At 65.4% G+C, this 21,377-nt stretch carries 1 protein-coding gene; it reads left to right on the top strand.

Annotated features, from left to right (window positions below; all coding sequences use genetic code 11):
• Positions 1–115 precede the first annotated feature (115 nt).
• Positions 116–21,373 carry a LuxR C-terminal-related transcriptional regulator gene (locus tag ON44_RS49715; RefSeq protein WP_040700178.1) on the top strand — a complete coding sequence of 7,086 codons (21,258 nt, stop codon included), beginning with the start codon at positions 116–118 and terminating at the stop codon, positions 21,371–21,373.
• Positions 21,374–21,377: the final 4 nt, after the last annotated feature.

The raw sequence follows: 21,377 nt of genomic DNA, 5'->3' as shown, positions 1-21,377 counted from the left end.
CGGCCGCGATGCATAAACGGGTTCGAGCACGGAGGACTTTGGGTATGTCGGCGTGGCCGCGCGGCGCGGTGGTGACGGATGCCGCCGGGTGCGGTGTGACGGGTTCAGGCCGTAGATGACACTGACTCTCCCGGCGTGGCTGCCCGCACCGGTAATCGACTGCGTCGCCGGGCACTTCCCCCGCGGCGACGAAACCGCTGCCCGACGCAGCGCCGACTACTGGTCCGACAAAGCCGAACAATGCCGCAGCCACGCCGACCACCACGACAACCTCGCCACACACACCGACAACATCCTGCGCGGCGACACCGGCACCGCCATCGCCAAAAACCACCGCGACCTCGCCACGAAATTCCGCTCCCAAGCCGACTTCATCGACACCCTCGTCGAACAACTCTACGAATTCGCCAACAGCATCGAACAACAAAAATGGACCGTCATCGGCTTCGCCACGGTCCTGGCCTGGCAACTCGCCCGCGCCGCACTCATGTTCTCCCCCGCCGGCGCCGCCATCGAAGCCCGCATCGACGCCATGGCCACCGAAAAAGCCTGCCAAACCGCCACCCGCAAACTCCTCATCCTCCTCACCGGCCAAACCGCCAAATACGGCACCCAACGCGGCGTCATCGTCCTAGCCGGCAAAGCCATGTTCTGGGGCACCCTCCAAGTCGGCGGCATCACCGCCGCCGTCCAAGCCGGACAAATCGCCACCGGTAACCGCAAAACCATGGACTGGAAATCCATCGGCGTCGCCGCCACCGCAGGCGGGGTCGGCGGCGCCACCGGCGCCGCCGCCGGCATGTGGATCGGCGGACGCTGGATCATCCCCAACACCATCGCCCACGCTGAACAAGCCACCACCACCGCGGCACGCATCGCCTACCAACTCGCCGGCACCTCCCTCACCGGCGCCGCCGGCGGCCTCGTCGGCGGCATCACCGGAACCCTCACCTCCCTCGCCATCACCGGCGAACCCCTCACCACCAAAACCATCACCGAATCCCTACTCCCCGCCATCACCGGCGGCTTCCTCGGCGCCGCCGCCCACGCCACCACCGAAATACGCAACACCACACCAACGGCCACGGCCACCACACCAGAACCCAACGCCCCCACCGTCGCCGCACCAGCCCAGCCCAGACCCGGCAACGGCTCACCCCCGATCACGCAAGCACTCGTCAACGCACTCGCCGACCACGGCATCCTCACCCGTGACTTCGACCCAACAGATCCCACCGCATCCCAACAGCAACTCACCCAGATACTCGCGCGACTGCGCCAGCCGGCGGCCGAGGCGAACCCGCTGCCAGCGCCGGCACCGTTCCTGCGCGAGGACTACAACACCAACATCTGGAAACCCAAGGAACCGCAGGGTCCTCTTCCCGATGCCGTCAACCAGGCCCGCGCCGACGACATCCAACACTCGGCCGCCGTGGTGGTACCGAACGAAGCACCGCGGCTCCAGACGGTGTACACACCCCACAGCGCGATCACACCGCCCATAGTCGCCCAATCCCAGGGCACGGCAGCACAACCCACCGATCCCCAAGCCGGCGACGGCCCGGTGCGCCTTGGCGATGATGGCGGCCCGCGCCCGTTCACCGCCGATCCGGCAGCCAGTGGCCAGCGGCCGACCCCGCACCCTGGCGACAGCGAACCGGTCAACCTTCGCCAACACTCCGACGAACCAGCAGCGGGCGGCCAGCGCCCGCACCCTGCCGACAACGAACCGCCCGGCACCCGCCAACACCCCGACGAGCCAGCCCCGCAACCGATTCGGCAGCCCGATCCCATGCCGAAGGACCCTGGCACCTCGGAGCGGCCCGTTGCCGTCGACCGCAGCACGGCGCAGGACCCCGCACGTGCTCCGGTACCACATCCCGCCGACAGCCAGTCGGCCGATACCCGCACTAACGCGGACGAACCGGCGGCCCTGGATCCCGCTCCGCAAAACACGCCGGATGAGGCCGCCGCATCAGGCAGTCAGCGCCCTGCCGACACCGATGCGACCGACGGTGCACTACCACATCCCGCTGACAGCGAACTGGTCAACGCGCGCACCGACACCGACGAATCCGAGGCCCAACCGCCAACTCGAGACGGTCCGGCACCTGATGAGGCTGCGGTATCCAGCGGAGCACACCCCGCCGACTCCGACACCGCGGACGGCCCACGACCACACCCCGCCGACTCCGACGCGGATAGTGAACAACCACAACCGGTTCCGGCCGCGGCAGCTCCCGCCGGCGCTCGCCCCGCCGACGCGGCGGCGCCGGTTGCCGCTCGACCGGCCGATGCCGCGGCCGCACATCCCGCTGACGGCGGTGCGGCCCGGTCTCGCCAGGACAATCCGGCAGGGCCGCAGCGACGAGGCCGGGACCGTCGAGTCACGCCGGATACGGGACCGCCGCAACGTGGCGGTCGTCGCCTAGTGGTGGCCCCCGAGACCGACACCCCACCACCGGATCTCGCCGCAGCGGTACGACAGGACCAGCCAGTCGGACAGGACCGGTCCGAATCCGAACCAGCTGACGGTGCACGGGCGCACCCCGCCGACACCGACGCAACCACCGGACCTCGCCCACACCCCGCCGAGCACACAGCGGATTCGGTGTCTCGTGATGCTGATCGGTCTGCTGTGGATGGGTCGGATGGGGTTGAGCGATCGGTCCGGTTGGCGGGAGAACTGAGAACCGAGCTGTCGGAGTTGCCGCGGGCTGATCCGCAGACGAAACAAGATCTCACCGAGCAGCAGGGCGAGCAGTCCACCGCGGTGTCGGAGAAGATTCGGGATCTGTATCGGGCGCGGCAGGAGGAGTTGCTCGGTGAGTCGTGGGCGCAGCGCCGGCGGGTGGCGGAGGGCGGTGATGAGCTGGAGGCGCTGCTGCGCTGCATCGCCGCCGTGCATGAGGGCACGGGAAAGATACCGCGAGCGAACCAGATCAAGGCGTTCCTGCTCGGACAGCGCGGGTTCATGCGGCAGATGGGCACCGGGCAAGGCAAGTCTCTGGTCGGCGCGTTGGATGGGTTGTGGCAGCTCTCGCGGGGCGAGCCGGTGCAACTCGCCGACGGGCGGTCGGTGCGGGTCCATCATGTGATCACCACAACCGAGGTACTGGCCAACGAAGGTGTTCGGGAGTTCGGGCCGATGCTGCGCAGTCTCGGTTACGAGGTGTCACGCTGGGATACCGACAATCCACCGGCCGATCCGCAAGACCCGACCGTCTATTACCTGACTTATGACGAGCGCGCGACCGCGCAGTTGTTCGATCGGCCGCCGCCGGGGGACACCGCCACGATCGACGAGGCCGACGCGGTACTGATCCACGACGAGACGATTCACTACCAATCCGACGGACAGCGTGCCCCAGCCATCTACACCGAGGCCGCCCGAGTGCGATCGGTGCTGAAATTCATGCGGGCAGTGATGGCGCATCGGGAGTTGACCTCGGCGGATCTGCGTGTCCGCCCGCTGGAGAGCGAGGAAACGGTCAGCCGGTTGTGGGAACAGCGGACCGGTCGCGCGTTCACCACCGAGGAAACCGAGATGGCCCGCGCTTTCCTCGACGTCAAAGCGGGCCGGTTGAAACTGAATCGGGACTTCCAGAAATTCGACGACAAGATCCAAATCCTCGACGCGAACGGTAAACCCCGCAGCGACCCGAAAACCGGCACCGACAGTCGTTGGTTCGGCGGCCGCCACAAAATGGTCGAAGCGATGTTCGACGCCCAAGTCTATTCCGACGGGACAGGGATGAAACAGGTCACCGTGGAGACCGTACTCGGCGGATACAAACGGTTGAACCTGATGTCGGGCACGCTGGAGCGCACCGCCACCGAAATCAAGGAGCAATTCCCCGTCCAAGGCGGCCTCGCGAAGATCGAGAACTTCGGAAAATCGAACCTGGTACCTGAGCAGGATCGGATCTTCCTCACCGGGCCGGAAATGTTCAAAGACGCGGTCGAACGGGTCCGTGCATTGCAGGACGAAGGCAGACCAGTCCTCGTCATCGCCTCCAACGACGTGGCCTGGAAATTCTCGCTGATGCTGAAAAAGGCCGATATCGAACACACCGGCATCACCGGCAGATGGTTCGCCGAATTCCGTGACAACAACGCCGCCGAAGGACACCTCACCGACGTCATGGCCACCGCCGGCAAACAACACACCGTCGAACAGTCAGGCACGGCGGGAGAACACGACACACCACGCGGCCGGGAAGAGGGCGACGCAGCCCACAGAGCCAGCACACACAAGAAGGGCAACGTGACCGTCGGCACCCCCGGGATGCTCGGACGTGGTTTCGACGCCGTCGTCGACGACAACGTCAACCAATTGGGCGGGCTCCACGCCCACATGCTCGGCCGCTCGGACAACCCCGACACCAACGACCAATGCGCCGCACGCGCCGGCCGCAACGGCCGCCACGGCAGCCACGGATTCAGCGACACCATCAACGGCAACCTCTACAACCAGACACAAAGTCCCCGCGCCAAGATCGCGATCACACACTTCCGCAACGCCGCAGCCGAACACGCCCAAGCCGTCAAAAACCACACCACAGCAACCCACGAAACCAACACACCCAACCCCACACAACCAGCCAACCCCGACCCCGCCGCCCCGACCGCGGCAAAAGCGAAACCCGACGCCACAGCCGCCGACGTCACCCCAGCCGAACAGAAACTCACCACAGCCGAGAAGAAACTCACCGCGGCCGAGAAGAAACTCACCGCGGCCGAACAGCGACTCCGCAATCTGACCCCCGAACTACAAAACGAAGCCGCCGAACGCGCCCGCCTCGAACGCGCCATCAGACGCGCCAACCAACCCCACGCACCACCCAACACCACCACCCAACCAACCCCACAACACCGGACGGCACGGGCGAGCGACCACATCCCCGACCCGACCATCGCCGAGCAACAACAGACCCTTCACGACAAGACCGGCAAGCCCGCCTCATCCACCCCCGAGCAGGCGCAGCGACCACGCCGGCACATCCCCGCACTGCCCTTCCCAACCCAGGCATTCGACCCCGCCACCGCCCAACAACAGCAACTCGACCAACTCGGCGCCATCCTGCAGAACCAGCAGCCCACAACCGCGGAAACCAACCACACGATCTCCGAAACATCGTCCGGCACATCCGCCGCGACCGCTCCGCACGCCCGCGCCGAATCGGGGCGCACCCATAGCACGACCAGCGCCCCTGAGTTCACGACCACCTCCACCCCGACACCCGCGCAGCCGATGCACACCGCATCCTCGGGATCTGGGCAGCCCAGCGCTCTGCAACCGGCCGCACCACACACCGGCCCCGACCCACACCGCACTGTCGCACAGACAGATTCGCTTCAGCACGCAGCACCGCGCGACACCACACCGCCGGCACACTCAGCACAGCACCCACCGATCGCAGCGGCGGCGCCATCGGGCGCACTGGCGCTATCCGACACCGAAACCCACGCCCCGACCGACCACACGTCCGAATCCGACGAAGCGGATGGGCCGGACACACCACCGATATCGAGCGAATCGCCTGTCGGCGATACGCCGCACGGGCCCACAGCGTCTCGAGATTCGACCACCAGGCCGAGGCAACCAGCGGTACCGGACCCGTTGAACGAATGGTCCGTCGACGACACCATCGCGTTACTGTCCTTGGCGCAGCAAGGAAACCGGGGTGCCGTCCAGACCTTGAATCGACGCTTCGGGCGCAGCACCGCCCAGCGGGTAGCGGCCCTTCTCGGTTGGGCCCCGACGCGTGGCACACCACCCGCGCCCGTCCAGCGGCTGGCGAACGCGATAACCTCCGCGGCGCTCATTTCCGCTGATCGCGGGCATTGGGCCGTGCCGAAGGGCGTCGACATCGGCGACTGGCTGTTCACCCTGTCGCAAACCACAGTTCGTGACAACCTCGCCGAACTAACTGCCGCCCAACACATCATCACCGCCGCGGCCCGCTCACGCCGCCGGATCGATCTCACCGAGCGCCAGGCGGCCGAGATCGACCGGCTTACCCGCCTGGTGTACGCGCAGTCCAACGCCGCCGAACCGGGTTACGCCACCGCCTTGGAGTGGGCCTCGGCGGACCACATCCTGGTCGAACGGTACGAGTCGCCAGTCGTACTCGAGAACGCCCGCGCCGCCGATCCGACCCCGCCCAGATCCGGGACCGCCGGGACCGCCGGGACCGCCGGGACCGCCGGGACCGCCGGGACCGCCGGGACCGCCGAATATAGCGCGAAAGGCACCAACGACCGCCCGTCCCCCGTCGGACACGGGTCGACGGCCACGCAGTCGGAATCCGCCGAGCGCGATATCAAGCAGGCGATCGCGGGCGAACTGTTCGACACCTACCGCATCGAGGTGGTTGGGCTGGACAAGGCGGATATTTCCGTCGAGACGGCCCTTTCGGTGCGAAATGCGATCGTGGACGAGTTTGACGAAGTATTGGGACTGCACGCATTCGGAGTCACTGTCGATACACCGCTTTCCGCTCGGAAGGCGATCCTGGACCAGCTCCCCGAATTTCCCGATATCGGTCTCGACCTGCTAGCCGTCATGCCGCTGAACCCCAGCACGTATGCATCTACCGGCACGCTCACACGGCGCAAGATCCGCTACATGTTCCTGAACGAACGCGCATTCGGGAACGCCGAGGAATTTCGGGCCGATATCGCGAAAGAAGTAGAAGCCGGCCATTTGCTGGCACCGACCGGCGATCCGGTATATGACACCGTGCGTCATGAGATGGCACACATACGCGACCACCTTGCCGGATCCGCCGGTCAAAGGATGCCAAGGGCCAGAGCATTCGGTTTTCTCTATGAATATTTCACGGATCTGCGCGACGCCGGCGATATCCCTTCGGATACTCGCTTCAACGATTGGCTGGATCAGCTCGACGGGTACAGTCGCGATATCAAGCCGCGACGTGATGCGGACAAAATGTTCGCGGCCTTCGACCAGTGGCTCCGGCAATTCGAGGACCGCAACGAATTATTCGACGCATGGGTGCGACGATTCGGGGTCGCGCGTACCGACGATGACAAGGTCGAACTGAAAAGCCTGTACGACGCATGGTCGCGGGAACTCGACGGCGAGACTCGGCGCCGGATACTGGCAGACGAAGAATACGGCGAAGTCCGCACCTACCAGGACCCGAATTCGAGGAGGCTCATCCTCGGCGCCCGACCGGTGTTCAACCCGATAGAAGCGATCGCAGAGGCGAACCTCGCGTTCGGACACAGTGCACCCAATGATTTCACGCATCCCGCCTATGCTCTGCAGGCGCTGCTGCGGGGGCTCACGGTGGCACAGGTTCGCAAGGATGCGCAGCGCCGCAATGCCGTGGCAGCGGCCAGGGCGAACGGTCCCGGACCGGCTCCAGCGGCAACCGGGGCTCGAGGAAGTATCAGGCCGAACGGTGCGGCGACAACACTGGCCCGGTGGTGGCGAAGCGCTGGTCCCGAAGATCAGTCAGCGTTCAATCAACAATCCGCATCGCTGCGAGTCGACAATAACCAGAACTATCCGCTGGATATTTTCGCTCGGCTGGTAGATCGGCAACAAGGCCATCTGCTCGGTGCGGGCGAGCCGTCGCCGCGGTTCGCTGAATTCCAGCACCTGCCCACCGGTGAACTGGCGCAAGAGATTCAGTTCAGCACCGATTCGGCCTGGAAGCGGGTGGAACTGCTCCGAGGCCTCCGTGACAGCATCCTTACCGGCGGCGCTCTTGCCGCGCTGCTCGGTCCAGCGGACTGGTCCGACGCCGCCCTGACGTATCTCGACCTGAACGTGCTGCGTGACCGCGTGACGAAGGTACTCGCTCGCGCCAACCTGCCCGGCCGTCTGCGCATGCATTTGGCGGTGCTCCGCGAGACGATCGATACGTTGGCGCCACAGTGCGCGACCGTCGACGCCGAGCTGGCGCGCGCGCTGGCCCGGGCACACGAGCTGGCCGTGCGCGCCGTGGTCGCTGCTCAGGACGGTAGTCTGCTGCGACCGAACGACGACGACATCGGGGCACGGGTGTACGCACCGAATGGTGGGGCGGTTGTGCACACCGGGGCGGAACAAGACGCCATCACAGAACGCGGAATTCCGGTCCGCGTACGACTCGACCTGGCCGGTCGGATACTGGTCGAGACGTTGCCCGAGCCGGTTCGCGAATCGCAAGCGCGGCGCCGGGATCTGCTGCGACGGTTGAGCATTCCAGCCGACACCCAACCACTACGAGCGGCGGACGAGCCGGGCGAGCAGGCAGCGAGCTCGTCCGAGCCACCGCGCTACATCGCCTCGGCGACCGAGCAGTGGGCAGACCATCCGGTCTGGGGTACGCGAATCGCCGCCGTCGACGAGGAGTTGGCCAGGCTCAGCGCGGACGCGCGCGACCACCTCCGCGCGGCACCGGATCCTGACCGGTTGACCCCGGATCAGGAGGCCGACCTGCAATACCTGCTCGCGTCCTTGACAAGGGTCACCGAGTTTCGGCAGACCATCCGTATACAAGCGGCGGCCGAACTGGCGCAGCAGCGATTAGCGCAGCTGCCCGGACGGCGGGTCGGCCGCTGGGCCAGGCTCGATGGCGACCGGCTGACAGTGCTGTCACCATTCGCCGACCCCGCGCACTTCTTCTCGGCCGAAGCGCTGAACATACTGACCCAGGCCGGTATTCGGCTCGACTACCGGTGTGTACATGTCGACGGCACGGGCCGGGTGCGCTGCTTCGTGCTCGGTTCACCTCACCCGCGAAGCCCCGGATCCGCCGCATCCGACACGCTGGCCGCCCACGCCACGGATGCGATGCTCAATGGCCCGATCGTGCACCTCGATCGGATGCTGCGACGCCACGGCGTCGCCGACGCTCCCACAGCTGACACCATGCCCCCAGCCGAAACCAGGCTGCAGACATTGCGCCCGCTGCACCGGATAGCGGTAATCGACCGTGAGCGGGTGCGGATTGCGCGAGATCTGTGGCGAGCCGAGCGTGACCGCACACGTACGGCGATCGAATCGGAGCAGCACATTCCGGATCCGGCGACCCGTGCGGCACAGGCCGCCGCCGACGGCAATCTGGCCCGATTCGAGCGAGAACTGCGACGGCTCGACGCGGAAATCGCACACCTCGTCTCGCGCTGGCTCGAGATTTCGTCGACGAGCGATGCCGGCAAACCGGTGGAGCAAATGATCGCGGTCGGCATGATCGCGCAGCAACGAGTCGAGACGGAGTGGTCGTCACAGCTACGGATGGTGCTCGACACGGAGGTAGCGCCGGTCGATCTCCAGACGCCGGCGACGGCATCACCGGTTACGGAGTTCTCCGACCGCAACCGGACCGAGGCCGCGACAGCGGAGTTGCGCCGGAGAGATCGCGATTCGGACCGGAGTTTCGCACCCGACGGTCCCGACGACGAGGTTCCCGAAAACTCGCGGCCAGCCCACAGCGATGACACAACCGCATCCACCCATCACCCCACCGCACCGCCAGCAACACCCGCGACCGCAAACGAGGTCGCGGATCCGGGCGCCACCGAACTCAGCAGTCGCGAGCGCGAAGTACTTCGGCTGATGGCTCGAGGCCTGTCGGCCACGGAAGTCGGTGCGACACTGTCCTTGTCGCCCCGCACGGTCCACAGCTACCTCGCTCGCGCGGGAGAAAAGTTCCACACCAGCGGAATGATCCCCACGATCTTGGCGGCCGCGCGCGCAGGGGAACTCGACGATGGCACCGAGCAGTTCGAGCCGGTGGAGCTGTCGGATGACGAAGCCAAGGTCGTCCACATGGTGGCAACCGGGCAGACGAACCGAGCCATCGCGACCGTGGTGGGGCCGGACCGGGTGACGCCATTGCTCGCCCAGCTGTACGAGACGTTCGGTGTCGACACCAGGATCGGCCTGGCATTGGCGGTGCAGAGCCGTGGACTGCTCCGCGGCTCCGATCCGGGTTCGATCGACGTGTCGGAGCGCGCCTCGGATGCCGTGACACCGCACACCGAACCCGCCACCGCGGAGACCGGAGCGGCGCCGTCCCACGATCCAGCTGTCCAGCAACAGCTTCACGCCGAGGTGCGCAAGGCACGTATGTCTGCCGAGACGGCCGAGCTTGCGCAGCTGTTGGATGTGGACCCGTCTCTCATGCGCCCTGGACCGATACTGCTGGCTCTATACACCATCCAGCAGCAGATCCGAGGCGCGAAGATCGCACCCCAGGCCGTCGCCGCTGCGGCTGGACCGATCACACAATGGATCCGATCCTGGCTCGAACTACACGACGCCACCGAAACCGCGACCGCGCAGGGCGCGCGGGGTATCCGAGCCGATCCGGTTGTCCAGCGGGACTTGATGAATCGGAACAGGCAGCTGGTTACTCAGCTGATCCGATCGCTCGGATTGACGAGGCAGGGACCGATCGACCACACACCCGAGACCGATCCACTGACCGTGCTGCGTCAGGTCGTCGATGCGACGGGCTCCCCGGAGATGAGTCGTCTCGTCGATGCGGTCGCGGCATTCCTCGACAGGTACGACAGCTCCGACCCGGAGCGCACTTTCGATGTCGTACAGGTGCGGGCGATCCGCCGGCGATTGGCCGACACACTCGGATGTGCACCACATGAGGTCGGTCGCGCAGAGCTGCTTGCGCTGGGACTCAGTGCAGCGGAGGTGGACCGGGCGCCAACCCGCTCCGCCATAGCCGAATTGGCCGGGGTGAGTGAAGCATTCGTCGACGAAGTGCTCGACAGTGACGAGCCGACATATTCTGAACCGGCGCAGCGGGTGCTGGTGGCGGCTCAATGGTTGGACTGCCTCGACTCGTTCGACGATGTCATCGATCCGGCTTTCGTCGAGCAGCGCTTCGTTCCGCCACGGATCATCGATGGCGGATTCACACCGGTCTGGTTCCGGCCGCAACCGCGCATGACCGACGTGGCGGATAGCATCGGCATGCCGCTGTCGACGTTCAGCCGGGCATTGCGAGGGGTCGGGAGCCCCACCCGGGTGCTTCGGGCCCGAACCGCTGCCGACGAGCTCCACTATTGGCACCACCCGACCGCGCCGACCAGCTGGCTGGGTCACGCGCCCGCGGTACATGATTCGGCCCCGGATTCACAGGCGTTGACCGGCGCCGAAATCAACACTGCGCCAGACGATTCGACCGAGAACCCGTTCTTCGTCGTCGACGAGCACCCGGATCGAGCGTTGCGGATCGAGCGGATCAAGGCCGAGCACTTTCTGCCTGCCCTGGCTCGGGCGATCGAGCTGTGGGAGGCCGAGGTGGCGGTGATCGCCGACAATGCGGAGGGGGCGACGTTCGAAAACACCGTGGGCGCGTATGCCAGGTCCGGACAGTTGTTCGGCCTGGTGACCGAAGTTTTCGATATCTTCATCGCGGAATACGCCACGCCCGCCCTGCGTGCCATCGCACCCGAGGTAGCGGAGTGGAGATCCGAATGCCGCCAGAGAATACTGACCGAAGACAAATTCTTCCGGCGGATCGAGCAACTGTACAACCGACGCGGGAAACTGAATACGACCCCCGAAGAGAACGAACATCTGGAACGCCTGTACCAGGAATGCCGACAGTACGGCATGGGCTCGACCACTCCGGAAAAAGAAATCTCCGCCGCGAAGGCGGCCGCCGACAAACGCGGCCTTTACTCCGACGCCGAGCCGACGCCTCCGCCGCCGAATGGCAGCACCTCGAGCAAAGCCACTGCTGGGGCCACCACAGCGCCGCGGATCCCGGCCGCGCCCTCGTTGCCGGAATCCCCCGTACCGCGTCCCGACGCGGAAGCCGAAAAGCATGTCAAACAGGCCATCGCGGCGGACCTGTTCCTGACCTACGGAATCGAGGTACTCGGGCTGGACGGTCCGACGATTTCGATCGATACGGCGTTGTCGATCCGAAATGCGATCGCAGACGAGTTGACCGAGAACGGCCCGGTTCGGATCGACGCGATAATTGTCGGCCCGCTGGAAAATGGCACCTACGCTGCCGCCGGAAAGTTACTTGACGCCCCGGAGCACATTGTCTTTCTCAACGAAACATACTTCGGACATCCGGAGAATTTCCTGGACGAATTCGAACGGGAAGTCGCGGCGGGCCGGTTGAACGGGCCGACCGGCGATCCGGCCTATGACCTTACCCGCCATGAAATCGCCCATTTGCGGGATCCGAATCATCTGTCGGAAGGCCCTGGCCTGCCGTATGCGGACCTGGTCGCGAGACGCAACGCGGGCGCACTGCGTCCAGATGCCCGCTTCGACCGACGCCGCGACTACACCGATTGGCTGGAGGCAAAGGCATTCGGCTTTCTGTACACCCATTTCGTGGGACTGAAGCAGGCGCGCGCGCTCCCTGCGGAAACCCGATTCGATAAGTGGCTGGACCTGCTCGACGGTTATAGCCAAGAACTGAAGCAGCCCGCTGACGACGGTCGGCGCAGGACATCTTCCGATGCCGAAAGCGACAAGCCGGGCGCAGCCGAGCCCGCCCTCGGCGATCGGCCCGTCTTCAACCCCAGGGAGGCACTCGCAGAGGCGAACAATGCGTTCGGCAAAAGCGCGCCCGATGATTTCACGCATCCGGTCTACGCCCTCCAGGCGCTATCGCGAGGGGTCCCGGTAGCGCAGGTATGGCGAGATGCGAAGCAACGCAACGACCAGGCCGCCGCACGAGCAGAAGATCGCGGACCGATACCCGAGGCGTCCGGATTCCGGGCCAGTATGCGGCCCGATGGGGTGCTGGTACGACTCAGCCGACGGTGGGGTGAGCTGCTTCCGAACCAACAGCATCAGCAAAGGACCGCGACCCCGGTCCTGATGGCCGTCGGCCGGGACGGTCGACAGAGCTTCGGATTGGACGAGTTGGTCCACCGGGTGGATCGGCAGCTGGCCGAAATGTGGGGTGCCAATACCCGTAGCCATGAATCGGATAGCGGCGATCCACTGCCCGGATTCTCCGAGTGGGACTATGCGCCTGCTGGTGACCTGGCACAACGGCTGCGCATGGTGTCCGAAATATCATGGGAGCGAGCCGAACTCCTGCAAGGCGTACGGCAGGCACTGGCCACAGCCGATGGTCCGGCGCAACTGCTCGGCCTCGGCGCCTGGGCCGATGCCGGTGCCGCACCGGCGTACCTGGACATAGCCGACCTGCATACCCGGGTTCAGCAAACACTTGCCCGCCCGGATATCGGAGACCGGGCGCGAAGCCAGCTGCGCGCACTGCAGGGTCATATCGATGCGATCGCGCTGCAATGCGGCAATCTCGACACCACATTGGCGTCCGCGCGTGCCCGAGCAGAGCAATTGGCGGTGGAACATGTTGCCGCGGCCCGGGGTGGACTGGCACTGGGACCGTACGGACGAATCGTCGATGGCAATCGGGTGGAGGTGTTCGAAGGGCGGAACGAGCCATCCGCAGCGGCCGAAATGCTGCGGAATATGTTGCGGCAGCAAGGAATTCCGGTGATAACGCGCCGGGCACGGGTGGATCCGACCGGCCGGGTCCTGGTCGAGGATCTCCCGGAACCGGTGCGCACGTCGATCGCCCGTCGCCAGGATCGGCTGTGGCAGTTGGGCACCCCGACCACCGACACGCGGGCGGCGGACGAACAAACACCGGCCGCACCCGAATCGTCATGGCGGCTCAGTGCTCCCACCACGGAATTGCCGCAGGCACTGCCAGCGTGGGGTGCGCGAATCACCGACGCGCAGCGCAAGCTCGCGCGAACTGCGGCTGTCCGGCAGCGCCTGTTCCCCGTGCCGGTCGATCCGAGCCGGATGACCTCGGCGGACGCGATCCGACAACGCACGCTGCTCACACGTCTGGAAATGCTCACCGAGCATCTGCGGACAATCCGCATCCAAGCCGCGGCAGCCGCGGCCCAGCAGTGCTTGGACCTTCTGCCGGGACAGCGATTCGGGCACTGGGCCCGCCTCGACGGCAACCTCCTCACGATCGTGGCACCGTTCGCCGACCCCGAACAATTCCTGCCGCGGCAGACGCGGGAAGCCTTGGCGCAGGTTGGGGTTCGCATCGCTTATCGGCATGTGCGGGTCGATACCCAAGGCCGAGCATGGACCACAGAGCTCAGCCCCGCGGACCCGGGCCACCTGTCCGAGGCAACCAGCGATCAATCCGCGCGATCACTCATCGACAGTATCGTCGGGTACCTCGATCAGCGCCTCGGCCACTACGGCGTAAACCACGCGTCCGGCGACCGAATCCCCCTGTCGGAGTTGTTCGATGACCGCGACAACCTGGTGGCCGAGCGTGAGCGGGCGCGGATCGCGCGAGACCGATGGCGCGAAGAGCGCGACCGATGGTCCACCGTCCGCGACCGCACAGCCGCCGAATCGGCGGCCCGCGAAGCCGCCGCGGAAAACGCCGCACAATTCGAGCGGGAGTTCGACCACTTGGACACCGAAGTCGCGCGATGCACCCTGCTCGTCTTCGACAGCACCGACGCGGTACCTGGGCAGCGCGAGCATCGAGAGTCGGCGCGCCGCATGCTCCGAACAGACGCTCGGACACAGAGCCTGGTCGGCGCGGCCCGCACGCCGGATCTGCTGCAGGCCATCAGCGATCAGCTCGTAATCCATCTACAGGCGGTTTCGCAGCAGCTCATGGCGGATCTCGACCAGCCCGTCCCCGATGAGGCGTTCGACCGGGATATGGCGCTGGCAGCGATGTTGGAGAGCATCAACGACCACCGAAACGCACCGTCGCACGATTCACCCGACAACGCGGATCCGATCGATACCAGGCGGCAACCCGGGATCGGCGTGCACTTGGCATTCGCGCGAGCCGTCACCCGGCAGACGCTCGAAACCACTTCGCGACAGCAGGATCCGATCGCAGCCGAGTCGGCCGGACCACCGGACACAGTCAACGCCACCAGCCCCGACAGCCGCCCGCTGTCCAAACGCCAGCGAGCGATCTACATGTTGATCACCGAGGGCAAGACCAACGCGGAAATTGCGGAACACCTGCAGATGCCGGTGGAAACCGTCAAGACGCACGTCCGGCGGATCCGTGACAAGCTCGGCGTGTCACGACGGAGTGAGCTCGAACCGCCGACCGGACTAGACCCGGAATTCCTCATGCTTCGACGCCGGATCGTGCTGACCTACCTCATAGCCAATCAGGTCGTGAGTACCGCCACCGTCCGCAGCATCGAGCGGGCCGCGGATAGCGAGCTGCGACGGATTCTCGCGAAACAGGAACGTACGGTATCCATCGAGACCGCGCTGATGCTCGCGAACATGGGCAAGGCGACACTGCGCCAGCTCCGGTCCCGCTTGAATTTCGCCCAGCGGACGCTGGTAAACCAGGCAACCGCAGCCGTCCGCAATGGCCGCAAGGTGAGCCACCTCCAGCTGGCTACGGTCAACAAGCTCGCCAAGGAAGTGCGCACAATATCCGCAACGAACCGCGCTGCCACCGCGCCCGAATTGTCCGAAATCGAGCTCGAGATACTCCGTGGGATCGCGGCGAGCCAGACCTACAGCGAAATTGCCGCCGGCACCTCGACCGACTATATCGAGCAACACAGGCGAAGTCTTTTCCGGAAGCTCAGGGCCCGCGACCGAACCAGCGCCGTCGTTCAGGCACTCCGCTATGAGATTCTGGCATTGCGCGAGATTCCTGAACCGGATCCCGCGGCCGCGCGGCGGTTGGATGATCGAGATCGCCAAGTATTGCATCTCCTTACTACGGACAGTACATATGAGGACATCGCGCAAACCTTGGGTACATCGGCGGCCAGCGCGGCAAACAGCGTCAGAAACATTCTGCGGATATTCGGTGCACGCACTCGAACCGAGGCGGTCGTGCGAGCACTGCGCCAGGGAATTCTCGATCTGGACAATCTGCCGAAATTACGCGCGACACCGAGCCGAGAACTAACCGACCGGGAAGTGGACGCACTCCGACGTGCCGCAGTCGGCGAGACGACCGGACGGATTACCGAGATTATCGAAGATCTCGGCGTGCGCGGCCGAACCGAAGCCGTAATTCAGGCATTGCACCGGGGCTATCTCGACTTGGACGACCTGCCACTGAAAGATGAATCCCACCGACTGTCGCCTACTGAAATCGAAATGTTGCGCCTCGTCGCAGCAGGCAACTCGAACGGACGAATCGCGTCTGCGCGGCAGCAGCCCGTCGAGACACTCAAATCCGCACTGTCACTTCTCTTCCGGAAGCTCGGGGTCCGCGACCGCACAGAGGCCGTGGTCGCCGCGCTACGCCTGGGATATCTCGACCTGGACCGCATCCCCGCACGCGGTAGCCGAGGAACGCCGCCCCCAGTTGCTGTGGCCACCGTAGCCGAAGCGGACAACAACGCGCAGTATGCACCCGAGGAACAGCGGTTCATCGAGTGGTACCTGACGCGAAGGGAGGACACATCCGGACTGCCGAGACAAGGCCTCGCCGACTACCTGGCAATGTACAAACTCGATATGGCGCAGGTATATCGCTGGCTGGCCCGTGCGGGATTCGATGCGGACACCGACACCATGGAGCAGGTGGGACAGTTCCCAGCTCCGGAAACCGATGATATGGCAACCTGGTTGTCCAGCGTGCGTCATTACCTCGGAGCAACGGCCGGCCGGATGGACGAATTGCTCGGTGTAAGGCCGGGAACATGGAAAGCGGCGGAACAGGGCCGAAGAGAACTGGACATACCAGCCGTGCGCGCATTGTTGCGGCGCGTGCCGGGTGCCCGCCGAACGTATGATCGCGTCGCACGACTCCTCCCTGCGCTATGCACACCGAATGGCGAGCCCGCATATCCGGAAGGATACGACCACATCGGCGAATACATTCTGTTCCGTCGAAACACCGCCAACACCGGAAAACCGATCGCGGGATTGACACAGTCGGATGTTGCCGAGCGTATCAAAAAGGCCGTGTACACCATCAGGCGTTGGGAGACCGGCGCGGCCCGTCCACCCGAGGCGGCCGTAGCGGACCTGCTCGAAGCAAATCCTACCGCCTATGCAATAACCTTCGACGAGCTCGCGGAGACCTTCGACTATCTACCGCGACACAACCTTGTTTTCCCTAGTTTCTACGCGGTCGAATCTTTCGGAGAGTATCTCCACTACCTGCGGCGATCGAATAATCTCACCAGAGCGGAGGCGGCGCGTAGATTCGGATATTCGAAGCATACGATCCGAGCCCACGAAGAAGAGGGACGGCAGGACGACGAAGCCTTCATAGTGGAGGCATACCATCGCTTCCTGCACCCCGCAGGGCCGTGGAACGATCTCGCGATGTCATGGAAATACCATCGGAGAATTCCGGACGATACCGGAGAAGCGATTCCCGATCCCGCCTACTGTAAATCTTTGAACGACTGGCTACACGCCCTTCGGATCCATCGCGGAATGACACTGCCGCAATTTGCCGAGCTGACCGAAAGGTCGGTCACCGCGATAGTCGATATCGAGAGCGGTAGCAGCCGACCCGGCATTCTCTTCCTCCGGAAGCTCCGAGACGCCCTCGGTATACCTACCAACGTCTTGGCAGACATTCTGGTGCGATTCCCCGCCCATCCGAATTCCCCGCTCGCGGACCCGATTCAAGAACTGCTGTTCTGGAACCTGATCGCAACCCGTCCCGGCAGTCCCGAGGAGTCGCAGATTCAGGACCAGATCTTCCACGCGTATGCGGAGATCGCCGACGAATTGGCCCGCGGCTGGAAACTTCCACCGGCGCAGCGCGAGGCCCTCGCGCAAACCGGCCGAGCCGCGATCCGAACGGCCATACTAAATTTCGTCCCGCCTGGGGACTTCGCCCCGGTCGCGGCGTCATCGGCGCGCTACGCCATGCTCCGATCCACTTACTACGCCGAGCAGTCGCCGAGCCTCGACACCCCGGCCACCGACCAGCCCACACCGACGCCATGGCACCCTTCGGATCCGCAACCGCAGGGATCCACCGAACCGAAGGCTCCTGCGAATTCGGCCCGACCCGACGAATCGGGCCGTTCCCCGCACCACGAAGCCGACGAGCCCGCATCGACCCCATGGCAGAGTTCGGCTGCGGCCGCGCTGCCGGACCCCGCGGGCGTCGATCATGTCCTCGACGTCGTCGGCGGCAGGCCGGGCGAGTTCAGCGAGGCGCCGCGCGGCAACCAGTCGGACGAGCGCGGAGTGCTGAACGCCTATGGAAAGGACTTGAAGGGTCACGCGCACCGGTTACCCGGCCACCGAGGGCGCGGCAGTGACGAGCGGACGCAGGATGATCGTGCCACCCCGTGGTCCGCGCTGAAGCGCAACGCAGGCAAGCGCTTATGGCATGCCCGGGATACTCCGGCCACCGAAACGAATGGGAATGCTCTCGCCGACGCCGAACCCGCGATGCCGGACCGCGCCCAGGCTCTGGTGGACCGGCTCGGGTTGGGACCCGTCCAGTTGAGACAGTTGGCTGCCGGCGCCATCGCCCAGTTGCGGACGTTCCTCGGCCCGGACGCGACGCTGCTGTCCTTGACGACGCCGGTGGATCCGAATGACGTGGTCCAGGCGTCGACTGCCCGCGCCCACGCGGTGGCGCGGTGGTGGAACTCCCTCCCCCTTCCACAGCAGGCCGCCCTGATCCTGTCGCATCCGCATCAGATCGGTAATGCCGACGGTGTTCCGTACTCGGTTCGGGACGAGGCGAACCGTCGATCGATCATCGACGACCTCAAAGGCTTCCTGAAACGCAAGGACAATGCCGATCACACGGGACTCCTTGCCGAGGCAAGGACACTGCTCGGTCTCGGACGGCCCGGCCGCGCACTCTCGCCCGAGCAGAAGGTCCATCTGACCAATCTGGTCAGAACCGTCCAGCACCTGGCCGCACTCGAGCAGGATGTACGCGAGTACGGTTCGCCGCCAGTGCAATTGATCGCATTCGACGCGACCGCCTACGACGGCGATGGCCGGATCATCGTATCGATCGACGACGCGGACGAGGCGGCGATCGTGACACGGCAACTCGGCGGAGCGGGTAATACCCTGCAGAAATTGCCGAAACGGACGCAGGCCGGTATTGCGCAGTACGTCGAGTCGGCCCGACACAATCCGGGCGTCCCGACGGCGACCATCATCGATATCGGTTTCCATCATCCGAACACGATCGAGGAGATCAGATCCTCGGAACTTGCCGAGCAAGGCAGCTATATCGTGGCCGCCGACATCGCCGCCTATGACGCGACACGCGCCGCCTGGGCGAACCTGCCCGGGGGTGCGGCACGGCCGCGACTGAGAACCGTTGTCGCACACAGTTATGGCTCGACCACACTGTGCTACGCGGGCATCGGGGGCCGATTGGCCGCCCATCTCGATCAGGTGGTGCTGACCGGATCCCCTGGTGCCGGGCCGATGGCCCATGCGGACGAATTCGGCATCGGCGCCGACAACGTATTCGCGGTGGCCGACGACCGCGATCCGGTGACGAAAGCCGGGAGCGCCACCCCGGAGCCGACCGACCGGTACTTCGGCTTCACCCATGGCAGTAGCCCGGTCGGCCCCTGGGGTGCGGTCCGGCTCGCGGCCGCGATGCCGTCGACAGTCCGCAGTGTCCAGCGGATCCACGGCGGTTACCTGGCCTACCTCGAACCGCGGCAGCCGACGATTTCGCTGCACAATATCGCCCTGGTCTGTGCGGGCAGAGCCGACCTCGCCGAACGTGCGCGGCACCGGCCCGCCGCGACCGCGACCGGTCGACTGCGCGAGCTGCGCTGGTGGCGGGCGAACGAGATCGCACTCGCCGTTGTCGTGGGTGACGATGAACCGGAAGGTGTGGCCGAGCCGAACCGACCGGCGGACAACGGAACCCGGCTTGTACCCGGCCCGTCGGCACCCCCGGCCACATCATCGCCGTGGCGGCGGGCCGGGGTAGGCGAACTCGATCGCGCGCATACCGGTGCCGTACCTGACGTGGCAGCGGCTCTCGACCTTCCCGATGGCAAGCGTCCGGACCTGACCGGCATCGATCGCGATCCACTGGCGGCGTTGCGCGAGCGGCAGCGCACCGGGGTGGTATTCGCGGCCGACCCGAATCTCGGTGACTACGCGCACGCCTTCAGGCCGACCGGAAAACAGCCGGATCCGCCTGCCGAAGACTCCCGCCGGGGGCCGATCACGGCACCACCTGCCGACTCCACCGCCCCCGAGAACGATCCGAAATGGTTCACCGCCGAGGAACTCGAAACCATCGCCGACCTGAAGCGGCAGCTGCTCGAGATCGATCCGGAGGCCTTCCGGTACATCCGCGACCTGCCGCTGCCCGAGCCCGGGGAGCCCTACGGCGACGATTGGGTCAGCAATCGGGGTGCATGGTTCGACGCGTTGTTCTCGAGAGAAATCGAAAAGCTACGCGAAGTGGAGCTCACTGAGAAGGACTTCCTCGAGTTGGGCCGGATACTGGAACGATTTCCGGTCTATGTAACCCTCACCCTGCTCGTGGCAACGGGTTTGAAGGTCGAGCAGCTGTTGCACCTGCCACGCACCAGCCCCGGCTCACTGTTCTTCAAACAGGTCAAAAGGGTGCAGGGCGATAAGACGACCACCGTGTACAAGTTCCGGACGATGCCCGAAGACGAGCCGGAGCATTCGAGCAACCGAAATACCGCCGACCGCATCAGCAGGGGGCAGCAGTTCGCCCGCGACACATCGTGGGACGAGCTGCCACAGCTCCTGGCTATCGCACGCGGCCGGATGCAGTACTACTCGGGCAGGCCGATGCTCGACGAAGACCGCGCGCGGATGCGCAGAGTGCTCACCCCCGATGAATTCGCGTTCTGGGATGCGCATCTGAAGGACGACCTGTGGTCGGCACTGCATTTCCCCGGCTGCCGCGCGCTCGACCCCGATTCGGACGAGTACCTGCGCTCGCGGTATCTGGCCGCCCGGCTCTGGTCGATGATCGGCAGCCGACGGACCGAGGAGTACATGATGCAGGTTGTCGACCAGTACCTGCTCGGCATTCTCCCCGGAAAACTGCGCGAGTTGGTGTGGGGCACCGGAACCGATGTGCTCGCCGGTGTCGGCCATATCCTCGGGCGGATCGGCAACTGGACCCGGCGCATGGCCCTCAGCGTATTTCCGGATCCCGACGCGCAAGCGGCAGTCGTCGCCGACGGCACCGCAGATGATCAACGCGCACGAGTCCCGGCGCCGGGCGCGATGCCCCCTGGCGCCGATGCCATCGCGGCCGCCCTCGGCATCAGCCCGCGACGCGCACGCGAAATCTGGGTGGACCAGACGACCGCCCCTGTGCACAACGAAGCGAACCCCATGGTGCTCAGCGGATGCGGCCCAGGAGATGCCGGGCGCCCAGACGAACCGGAGGAACCGCTCTGAGTCG

The organism is Nocardia vinacea NBRC 16497 (genome assembly GCF_000308835.1).
GTDB classification, from domain to species: domain Bacteria; phylum Actinomycetota; class Actinomycetes; order Mycobacteriales; family Mycobacteriaceae; genus Nocardia; species Nocardia vinacea.
Note: the sequence above shows the minus strand (reverse complement) of the source record. Positions and strands in the feature narration are given on the sequence as shown.

Bases quoted from the DNA above. Each gene is read 5' to 3' on its own strand.
- ON44_RS49715 (WP_040700178.1), top strand. From the start codon at position 116: ATGACACTGACTCTCCCGGCGTGGCTGCCCGCACCGGTAATCGACTGC.